The organism is Clavibacter lycopersici (assembly GCF_003576405.1).
Classification (GTDB): domain Bacteria; phylum Actinomycetota; class Actinomycetes; order Actinomycetales; family Microbacteriaceae; genus Clavibacter; species Clavibacter lycopersici.
This window is the reverse complement of the sequence record NZ_QWGT01000081.1, coordinates 1-10,573: the sequence shown is the minus strand read 5'-3', so window position 1 is coordinate 10,573 and position 10,573 is coordinate 1. Positions and strand designations below refer to the sequence as shown.

Annotated in this window: 6 protein-coding genes; 3 read left to right on the top strand and 3 right to left on the bottom strand. The window is 71.7% G+C overall.

Going from position 1 to position 10,573, the window contains the following annotated elements:
- From DZG00_RS07430 to dxs, 3 genes are all read left to right on the top strand, one after another.
- Positions 1 to 716: DUF3159 domain-containing protein (locus DZG00_RS07430; protein WP_119455497.1), on the top strand; the 716-nt coding region annotated here is incomplete at its 5' end.
- A 226-nt stretch (positions 717 to 942) separates the two neighbouring features.
- Positions 943 to 3,756, top strand: coding sequence for an aconitate hydratase AcnA (acnA, locus tag DZG00_RS07425; protein ID WP_119381180.1), 2,814 nt, complete (start codon positions 943 to 945; stop codon positions 3,754 to 3,756).
- 114 nt (positions 3,757 to 3,870) lie between these two features.
- Positions 3,871 to 5,823, top strand: a complete 1,953-nt coding sequence (gene dxs, locus DZG00_RS07420; RefSeq protein ID WP_119381181.1) for a 1-deoxy-D-xylulose-5-phosphate synthase — start codon at positions 3,871 to 3,873, stop codon at positions 5,821 to 5,823.
- 63 nt (positions 5,824 to 5,886) lie between these two features.
- On the opposite strand, the gene DZG00_RS07415 is transcribed toward dxs, so the two are convergent.
- The 3 genes from DZG00_RS07415 to DZG00_RS07405 form a co-directional block, all read right to left on the bottom strand.
- On the bottom strand, positions 5,887 to 8,016 hold the full coding sequence (locus tag DZG00_RS07415; RefSeq protein ID WP_119381182.1) for a 3-hydroxyacyl-CoA dehydrogenase NAD-binding domain-containing protein: 2,130 nt from the start codon (positions 8,014 to 8,016) through the stop codon (positions 5,887 to 5,889).
- Complete coding sequence (locus DZG00_RS07410; RefSeq protein ID WP_119381183.1) at positions 8,013 to 9,221, bottom strand: thiolase family protein; 1,209 nt, start codon at positions 9,219 to 9,221, stop codon at positions 8,013 to 8,015. Before DZG00_RS07410 ends, DZG00_RS07415 begins: the two co-directional genes overlap by 4 nt.
- A gap of 71 nt (positions 9,222 to 9,292) precedes the next feature.
- The coding region (locus tag DZG00_RS07405; protein ID WP_311135914.1) for a ribonuclease D at positions 9,293 to 10,573 on the bottom strand (1,281 nt) is incomplete at its 5' end.

Here is a 10,573-nt window from a genome sequence, read left to right as displayed (position 1 = left end):
CACCGCGCGCATCCACCCCCGCCCCCGGCGACGCGCTCGGCGCGAGCATGGCCCAGGCCGCCGAGCGTGCCGGTCTCGGGCAGGCGGCGCGCGGCGAGACGATGACCGCGGCCGCCCTCCTCACCGCGATGGGCGGAGTGCGGGGCGTCCTCGAGGCGATCGTGCCAGGGCTCCTCTTCCTGGTCGCGTTCACCCTCACGCGCGACATCGTGCTCTCGGTCGCGGTGCCGGTCGGCGTCGCGGTCGTCGCGGTCGTCGCCCGGCTCGTGCAGCGCTCGGCGGTCGCGCCCGCGGTGGGCGGCCTGGTCGGCATCGTCATCTCGGCCGTCCTCGCGCTCCGGTCGGGGGAGGGCCGCGACTTCTACGCGCTCGGACTGTGGACCAACGGCGCCTACTTCGCGGTGCTGCTCGTCTCCGTGATCGTCGGCTGGCCGCTCGTCGGCGTCGCCGTGGGCTTCCTCATGGGCGACGGCACGGCGTGGCGGCAGGACCGCAGGAAGGCCAGGGCCCTGCGGCTCCTCACCCTCGTGTGGGTCGGCTTCTTCGCGCTGCGCCTCGCGGTCCAGCTCCCGCTCTACCTGGCCGACTCGATCGACGCGCTCGGCGTCGCCCGCCTGGTGATGGGCACTCCTCTCTACGGCGTGCTCCTCGTGCTGTCGTGGCTCTTCGTCCGGGCCGTCTACGCGAAGGACCCGGCGGCGGCCGCGTCCGACTGACCCGCCGCCCCTCGTCCCTCGTCGGCGTCGGGCCAGCGCGCCGCGACGACGTCGCCGCATCGCGGTGGTAGATTCATCTCGACGTCGAGATACATCGGCGCCGTCCCGCCCCGCGTCGGCGTGCCCGTTCAGGGTCGCCTTACTGGACCCGGCCGCGGCGGGCGACCAAGATCGGGTGACGGGCGGAATCGACTTCCGCGCCCATCCAGCGAGGGAAGAGGGCCACGTGTCTGCAATCAACAGCTTCGGCGCGAAGGACACACTCCGCGTCGGTGAGACCGACTACGAGATCTACCGCATCGACACCGTGGCGGGCCACGAGCGACTCCCGTTCAGCCTCAAGGTGCTGCTGGAGAACCTCCTCCGCACCGAGGACGGCAAGAACGTCACCGGCAGCCAGATCAGCGCCCTCGGCGACTGGGCGCCGGACGCCGAGCCCGACACCGAGATCCAGTTCACGCCCGCGCGCGTCGTGATGCAGGACTTCACCGGCGTGCCCTGCATCGTCGACCTCGCCACCATGCGCGAGGCCGTCGGCGAGCTGGGCGGCGACCCCACCAAGATCAACCCGCTGGCGCCCGCCGAGCTCGTGATCGACCACTCGGTCATCGCCGACCTCTTCGGCACCGCGGACGCGCTCGAGCGCAACGTCGACATCGAGTACGAGCGCAACGGCGAGCGATACCAGTTCCTCCGCTGGGGCCAGACGGCGTTCGAGGACTTCAAGGTCGTCCCGCCCGGCACCGGGATCGTCCACCAGGTCAACATCGAGTACCTCGCGCGCGTCACCATGACGCGCGAGGTCGGCGGCGTGCTGCAGGCCTACCCGGACACCTGCGTCGGCACGGACTCCCACACGACGATGGTCAACGGCCTCGGCGTGCTCGGCTGGGGCGTCGGCGGCATCGAGGCGGAGGCGGCCATGCTCGGCCAGCCCGTGTCGATGCTCATCCCCAAGGTCGTGGGCTTCAAGCTCTCCGGCGAGATCCCCGCGGCCGTCACCGCCACCGACGTGGTGCTCACCATCACGCAGATGCTGCGCAAGCACGGCGTCGTCGGCAAGTTCGTCGAGTTCTACGGATCCGGCGTCGGCGCCGTCCCGCTCGCGAACCGCGCCACCATCGGCAACATGAGCCCCGAGTTCGGCTCCACCGCCGCCGTCTTCCCCATCGACGACGTGACGCTCGACTACCTGCGCCTCACCGGCCGCAGCGAGGAGCAGGTCGCCCTGGTCGAGGCGTACGCGAAGGCACAGGGGCTCTGGCACGACGCGTCCGTCGAGCCGGCGTTCAGCGAGTACCTGGAGCTCGACCTCTCCACCGTCGTCCCCTCCATCGCCGGCCCGAAGCGCCCGCAGGACCGCATCGAGCTCACCGACGCGAAGTCGCAGTTCGAGCGCGACCTCAACGACTACGCGCAGGTCGACCACGACATCGTCGACCTCACCACCGCCATGAGCTTCCCCGCGTCCGATCCGGGCGAGCTCCAGCCGGAGGACGAGCACTCGACGCACGAGACCCACCACTCCTCGCAGAGCCCCGCCAACGTGACCAAGCCCACGCGCGTCACGCTCGAGGACGGCCGGCACTTCACGCTGGACCACGGCGCCGTGGCCATCGCGGCCATCACGTCGTGCACCAACACGTCGAACCCGTCGGTCATGCTCGCGGCCGGGCTGCTCGCCCGGAACGCCAGCAAGAAGGGCCTCAAGGCCAAGCCGTGGGTGAAGACCACGCTGGCGCCCGGATCCAAGGTCGTCACCGACTACTACGAGAAGTCCGGCCTCACGACCTACCTCGAGGACCTCGGCTTCTACACGGTCGGCTACGGCTGCACGACGTGCATCGGCAACTCCGGTCCGCTGCTCGACGAGATCTCGACCGCGGTGCAGGACAACGACCTCGCCGTCACGGCGGTCCTGTCCGGCAACCGCAACTTCGAGGGCCGGATCAACCCGGACGTCAAGATGAACTACCTCGCGAGCCCGCCCCTGGTGATCGCGTACGCGCTGGCCGGGTCGATGAACTTCGACTTCGACGCCGACGCGCTGGGCACCGACGCCGACGGCAACGACGTCTTCCTCAAGGACATCTGGCCCGACGCCGCCGAGGTGCAGTCCACCATCGACAGCTCCATCGACACCGGCATGTTCACGCACGAGTACGCGGGCGTCTTCGACGGCGACGAGCGCTGGCGCTCGCTCCCCACGCCGACGGGCGCGACCTTCGAGTGGGACCCGGAGTCGACGTACGTGCGGAAGCCCCCGTACTTCGAGGGGCTCACGATGGAGACCACTCCGGTCTCCGACATCGCCGGCGCGCGCGTGCTGGCGAAGCTGGGCGACTCGGTCACCACCGACCACATCAGCCCGGCCGGCTCCATCAAGGCGGACAGCCCCGCGGGCCACTACCTCGACGAGCACGGCGTCGGCCGCAAGGACTACAACTCCTACGGCTCCCGCCGCGGCAACCACGAGGTCATGATCCGCGGCACGTTCGCGAACATCCGCCTCCGCAACCAGCTGCTCGACGGCGTGGAGGGCGGCTACACCCGCGACTTCACGCAGCCCGACGGCCCGCAGTCGTTCATCTACGACGCGGCGCAGAACTACCAGGCGGCGGGCACCCCGCTCGTCATCCTCGGCGGCAAGGAGTACGGCTCCGGCTCGTCGCGCGACTGGGCGGCGAAGGGCACGAGCCTCCTGGGCGTCAAGGCGGTCATCACCGAGAGCTTCGAGCGGATCCACCGCTCGAACCTCATCGGCATGGGCGTCGTCCCCCTGCAGTTCCCGGCGGGCGAGACCTGGGACACGCTGGGCCTCGACGGCACCGAGGAGATCAGCATCACGGGCCTCGAGGAGCTGAACTCCGGCACCACGCCGCGCACGGTGCACGTGGTCGCGGCCCCCACGGCCGACTCGCCCGCGGGCAAGCAGCCGGTGGAGTTCGACGCGGTCGTCCGCATCGACACCCCCGGCGAGGCGGACTACTACCGCAACGGCGGGATCCTGCAGTACGTGCTGCGCAGCCTGGTCGCGTAACAGGAACCTGAGGAGGCCGGGCGGCGACGCCCGGCCTCCTTCGTGCATGCAGGGCCCTGCGTACACTCGATGAGGCGGGCGTCGTTCCATGGCGCCCGATGGAAGGCGGTCAGCATGGGAATCCTCGAGACGATCACAGGACCCCGGGACCTCGATCGGCTGAGCCGCGAGCAGATGCTCGAGCTCGCCGCGGAGATCCGGCAGTTCCTCGTCGCGGAGGTCTCCAAGACGGGCGGGCACCTCGGGCCGAACCTCGGCGTCGTCGAGACCACGCTCGCGATCCACCGGGTCTTCGACTCGCCCAAGGATCCCATCGTCTTCGACACGGGCCACCAGTCGTACGTCCACAAGCTGCTCACGGGTCGGCAGGACTTCTCCCGGCTCCGCGAGTCCGGCGGCCTCGCCGGGTACCCGCAGCGGTCGGAGTCGGAGCACGACATCGTCGAGAGCTCGCACGCGTCCAGCTCGCTGAGCTGGGCCGACGGGATCTCGCGCGCGTTCGGCATCACGGGCCAGACCGACCGGCACGTCGTCGCGGTGGTGGGCGACGGCGCCCTCACCGGCGGCATGACGTGGGAGGCGCTCAACAACATCTCCGACGACAACACGCGGAAGCTGATCATCGTCGTCAACGACAACGGACGCTCGTACGCGCCCACGATCGGCGGCATGGCCAGGTTCCTCAACACCGTGCGCACGCGCCGCACCTACCGCGGTCTCTACGAGACGAGCCAGCGCATGTTCGGCGTCTTCGGAGCCCCGGGGGACAGCCTCTATCGCGGCCTCCGCGGCGGCCTGCACGGCTTCCTCACGCGCGTCACCGACAACGAGGCGCTCTACTCGAACCTCGACATCAAGTACCTGGGGCCCATCGACGGGCACGACCAGCAGGCGATGGAGGAGGCGCTCGAGCAGGCGCGCGACTACGGCGCCCCCGTCATCGTGCACGCCATCACGGAGAAGGGCCGCGGCTACGAGCCCGCCCGCCGCGACGTCGCCGACCAGTTCCATGCCGTGGGGCAGATCGACCCGGAGACGGGCGAGCCCATCGACCCCTCGCAGGCCGTGAGCTGGACGAGCGTGTTCGCGGACGAGATCCTGGCCCTCGCCGACGAGGATCCGCGCATCGTCGGCATCACCGCCGCGATGCTGCGCCCGGTGGGCCTGCACAAGTTCGCCGAGAAGCACCCCGGGCGCGTGCACGACGTCGGCATCGCCGAGCAGCACGCGGTCACCAGCGCGGCCGGCCTCGCCTACGGCGGCCTGCACCCCGTCGTCGCGCTCTACGCCACGTTCGTCAACCGCGCGTTCGACCAGGTGCTCATGGACGTGGCGCTGCACCGCGCCGGCGTGACCTTCGTGCTGGACCGCGCGGGCGTCACCGGCCCGGACGGCCCGAGCCACCACGGCATGTGGGACCTGGCGCTGCTGCAGATCGTGCCCCACATCCGCCTGAGCGCCCCGCGCGACGCGACCAGGCTCCGCGAGGAGCTGGGCGAGGCCGTGAAGGTCGACGACGCGCCCACGGTCGTGCGGTTCTCCAAGGGGAACGTCGGGGACGAGATCGAGGCGCTGCGGCGTCTCGACGACGGCGTGGACGTGCTGCACGAGTCCGGGGCGCAGGACGTGCTCATCGTCACCGTGGGCCCCATGGCGACCATGGGCATCGAGGTCGCGGAGCGCCTCGCCGCGCAGGGCATCGGCGCCACCGTCGTGGATCCCCGGTGGGTCGTGCCCGTGCCGCGCAGCGTCGTCGAGCTGGGCCGCGCCCACCGCCTGGTCGTGACCATCGAGGACGGCGTGGTGGTCGGCGGCATCGGCACCAGGATCCGGCAGGACCTCCGCGAGGCGGGCATCGACACCGGCGTCACGGAGCTGGGCCTCCCGGACGAGTTCCTCGACCACGGCACGCGCTCCGAGATCCTCGAGCGCGTGGGGCTCACGCCGCAGCACATCGCGCGCGACGTCGTCGCGCAGGTGCTCGGCAGCCGCGTGCCCTCCGCCCGTCCGCTCGCGGAGGACCAGGAGCGCGTCTCCATCCGCGCGGAGGACGACGACGAGGCGTAGCCGCCACGACGACGGAGGGGCCCGACCGCGATGCGGCCGGGCCCCTCCGTCGTACGCGGGTCGCTACGCCACGCCGCGGATCGGCGGGTGGTGGAACGTGTCGCCGAACGCCCGCTCGCTCGCCCCGACGCGGTCGAGGTACGGCGTGAGGCCGCCCATCTGGAACGGGTAGCCGGCGCCGAGGATGAGGCACAGGTCGATGTCCTCGGCGGCGTGCACCACGTCGTCCTCGAGCATGCGGTGCACCTCGTCGGCGAGGCCCGTCTCGACGCGCTCGCGGATCTGCTCGGCGGTCATCGGATCGCTGCCGCCCTTCACGATGCGCACGGCCTCCTTGTCGAACCCGGTCGGACGGCCCTTGGCGTCGCGCGCGTAGATGCGCCCGAGATCCGCGAGCCGGTGCAGGTTGGGGCTCTCGAAGAACCGCTCCGGGAACGCCGCGTGGTGCGTGTCCAGCACGTGCGCGCCGACCTTGAGGCCCACGAGCTCGAGCAGCTCGAACGGCGTCATCGGCAGGCCGAACGGCGCGAGCGACCGGTCGACGACCTCGAACGGCGTCCCCGTGTCCACCGCGTGCATGGCCTCGCCGAGCACCTTGGCGAGGATCCGGTTCACCACGAAGCCCGGGGTGTCCCGCGTGATGACGGCGTTCTTCTTGAGATTCCGCGCGACCTGCATCGCGGTCGACAGCGTCTCGTCGGTGGTCCGCGGCGTGCGCACGACCTCGATGAGCGGCATCACCGCGACCGGGTTGAAGAAGTGGAAGCCCACCACGCGCTCCGGGTGCTCGAGGCGCTCGGCGATGCCCTCGACCGACAGGCTCGACGTGTTCGTGGCGAGGATCGCGGTCTCGGAGACGTGCTGCTCGATCTCGGCGAAGACCTGCTGCTTCACGCCCAGCTCCTCGAACACGGCCTCGATGACCCAGTCCGCGTCGGCGAAGTCGGCCTTGTCGGTCGTGCCCGTGACGAGCGCGGTGAGCCGGTTGGCCTCGTCGGGGGAGATGCGCCCCTTCTCGGCGAGCTTCCGGATCTCGTCGTGGATGCCGGCCACGCCCTGGTCGACGCGCGCCTGGTCGAGGTCGGTGATGACCACGGGCACCTGGAGGCGGCGCACGAACAGCAGCGCGAACTGCGAGGCCATGAGTCCCGCCCCGACGACGCCCACCTTCGTGACCGGTCGTGCGAGGCCCTTGTCCGGCGCTCCCGCGGGGCGCTTGGCGCGCTTCTGCACGAGGTCGAACGCGTAGATGCTCGCGCGGAACTGGTCGCCGGAGATGAGGTCCGCGAGGGCCTCGTCCTCGGCGGCGAAGCCCTCCTCTCGGGTGCTCCGCTTGGCGGCCTGCAGCAGGTCGAGGGCGCGGTACGGCGACTGCGCCACCGTGCCGATGCGCTGCTCCAGGGACTTCCGCGCGATGCCGATGGCGATGTCCCACTTGGCGAGGCGCTCCAGGCGGCCGGGCGCGTTCGGGCGCTTCACCTCGGTGGATCCGGAGATGACGCCGTCCGCCCAGCGGATCGACTGCTCGAGGAACGACGCGGACGGGAAGGAGGCGTCGGCGATGCCGAGCTCCATCACGTCGGCGGCCTTCAGGGTGCGGTTGTTCTTGAGCGGGTTCTCGATGATCACCTTGAGGGCGTTCTCGATGCCGATGAGGTTCGGCAGCAGCCACGCGCCGCCCCAGCCGGGGATGATGCCGAGGAAGACCTCGGGCAGCGCCACGGCGGGCACGGACTCGTCGACCGTGCGGTAGTCGGAGTTCAGCCCGATCTCGAGACCGCCGCCGAGCGCGAGCCCGTTGACGAACGTGAACGACGGCACGCCGAGACGGTGCAGCCGGCCGAGCGTGTCGTGGCCCAGCTGCGCCATCTGCCGGCCGACCTCGCGGCTGGGGATCTCGCCGACCTTGCTGAGGTCGGCGCCCGCCGCGAGGATGAACGGCTTGCCCGTGATGGCGACGCCGCGGATCTCGCCGGCGGCGGCCCGGGCGGCGAGGCCGTCGAGCGCATCCGCGAGCTCGAGCAGCGTGGCCGGGCCGAGCGTGGACGGCCGGGTGTGGTCGCGCCCGTTGTCGAGGGTGACGAGCGCGAGCACGCCGCCCGAGGGCAGCGGCACGTCGCGCACGTGGGAGTGGGTTACTACCTCGTCGGGATCGAGCGCCACGAGCTCCCGGAAGCGGCTGGTGTCGGTCACTTGTTCCTCTTCCTCTTGCCGGTGAAGTGCGGGTTCTCCCAGATGACGCTGCCGCCCTGGCCGAGGCCGACGCACATGGCGGTGAGGCCGTAGCGGACCTCGGGGTGCTGCTCGAACTGGCGCGCGAGCTGGTTCATCAGCCGGACGCCGCTGGACGCGAGCGGGTGGCCGACGGCGATGGCGCCGCCGTACTCGTTGACGCGCGGGTCGTCGTCGTCGATCCCGAAGTGGTCGAGGAGGCTGAGCACCTGGATGGCGAACGCCTCGTTGAGCTCGAAGAGCCCGATGTCGTCGATGGTGAGCCCGGCCTTCCGGAGCGCCTTCTCGGTGCTCGGCACGGGTCCGATGCCCATGATCTCGGGCTCCACGCCCGCGAACGCGAACGACACCAGGGTCATCTTCGGCGCGAGGCCGAGCTCCTTCACGGCGTCGCCGCTCGCGAGCAGGGCGGCGGTCGCGCCGTCGTTGAGGCCCGACGAGTTGCCGGCCGTGACGCGGCCGTGCGGGCGGAACGGGGTGCGGAGGCCGGCGAGGCCCTCCAGCGTCGTCTCGGGGCGCATCGCCTCGTCGCGCGTCGCGAGCCCCCAGCCCTGCTCGGACCGGGTGGCCACGGGCACGAGGTCCGGCTGGATGTTCCCGGCCGCGTACGCGAGGGCCGTCTTCTGCTGGCTGGCGAGGGCGTAGCGGTCGGCCCGCTCGCGGGTGAGCGCGGGGAACCTGTCGTGGATCCGCTCGGCCGTGTTGCCCATGTTCAGGGCGTCCTGGCTCACGAGGCGCTCGGCGAGGAAGCGGGGGTTCGGATCCGCGTCGAAGCCCATCGGGTGGCGGCCCATGTGCTCGACGCCGCCCGCGATCGCGAGGTCGTAGGCGCCGAAGGCGATGCCGCCGGCCGTGGCCGTCACGCTCGTCATGGCGCCGGCGCACATGCGGTCGATGGCGAAGCCGGGGACGGAGCGGGGGAGCCCGGCCAGGAGCGCGGCGGTGCGGCCGAGGGTGAGGCCCTGGTCTCCCGTCTGCGTCGTCGCGGCGATGGCGACCTCGTCGATCCGGTCCTTCGGCACCTGCGGGTTGCGCTCGAGCAACCCGATCATGGCCTTGACCACGAGGTCGTCGGCGCGGGTCCGCCAGTACATGCCCTTCTCACCCGCTCGTCCGAACGGGGTGCGGACCCCGTCCACGAAATGGACTTCGGCTCTCTCGACCACTGACGCCTCCTCGCATCGATTTCCCCCACCCTAGGGAGAGGCCGGTGGGGAGCCGCATCCGTTGACTGTTCCTACGAGGCCCCGTCGTCGCTCGCGTCGTCGGCTTGGCCAGCATCGACAAAGGCCGCGGCCACCGGAGCGGCCGTCGCCTCGATCTGCCAGGGGCGCGCGCCCCATGACTCGAGGGCCGCGGCGACGGCCTCGGGGGAGAGGTCGGCGGGCGGCGTCCAGGCGACGCGACGCAGCACCTCGGGGGTCAGCAGGTTCTCCTGCGGGACGCCCATCTCGGTCGCGACCTCCTGCACGGCCACGCGGGCGCGCTTGAGGCGGCGGTCGGCGGCGGGATCGCGATCGGCCCAGGCCTTGGGCGGCGGCATCGTCTCGCCCGTGCCGCGCAGCTGCGGGAACTCCGTCGCCGCGAGGCCGCGCTCGACGGCGGCCCACCAGCGGTCGATCTCGCTGCGGCTCGCGCGTCCGGAGAACTCACGGACCGCCGCGAGGTCCCGCTTGGTCTGCGGCAGGACGCGGGCGACCGCGACGAGGGATCCGTCGGGGACCAGGCGGCCGGGGCTCGTGTCGACCTCGCGCGCGTACGCGTCACGGGCCTCCCACAGCTCCTTGGCGACCGCGAGGTTGCGTCCGCCGCGGACCCCGTGAAGGCCGCTGAGGCGACGCCACGGCTCCACCCGGGCGGGCTTGGCCTCCTTGGCGATGGTCGCCTGGAACTCCTGCTCGGCGATCGCGGTCTTGCCCTGCTCCTCGAGGCGACGGGCGATCTCGTCGCGCACGTCGACGAGCAGCTCCACGTCGAGCGCGGCGTAGACGAGCCAGGCGCGGGGGAGGGGACGGGTCGACCAGTCGGCGGCGGAGTGCTCCTTGGCCAGGTGGATCCCGAGCAGCTCCTCCACGACGGTGCCGAGGCCCACGCGCGGCAGGCCGAGCAGGCGGGACGCGAGCTCGGTGTCGAAGATGCGCCGCGGGTCGAGGCCCACCTCCCGGAGGCAGGCGAGGTCCTGGCTGGCGGCGTGCAGCACCCACTCGACGTCGCGGATCACCTCGTCGAGCTCCGTGAAGTCGCCGACGGCGGGCGGGTCGAAGAGGAAGGTGCCCGCGCCTCGGCGGAACACCTGGATGAGGTACGCGCGCTGGCTGTAGCGGAAGCCCGAGGCGCGCTCGGCGTCGACGGCGATGGGACCCGTGCCCTGCGCGATCGCCTCGACGGCGCGGAGGTACTCCTCCCGCGTGTCGATGACGGTGAGGTCGCCCGTGGCCGCGGCCTCGCGGAGGGGAGGCCGGGCGGGGGAGTCGTCGGCCGGGTCGGCCGCGGTCGCGTCGCTCGCGGTCCCGGCGCG

Excerpts from the sequence above, each read along its gene's own strand:
- dxs (WP_119381181.1), top strand. The coding sequence starts at position 3,871 with ATGGGAATCCTCGAGACGATCACAGGACCCCGGGACCTCGATCGGCTG.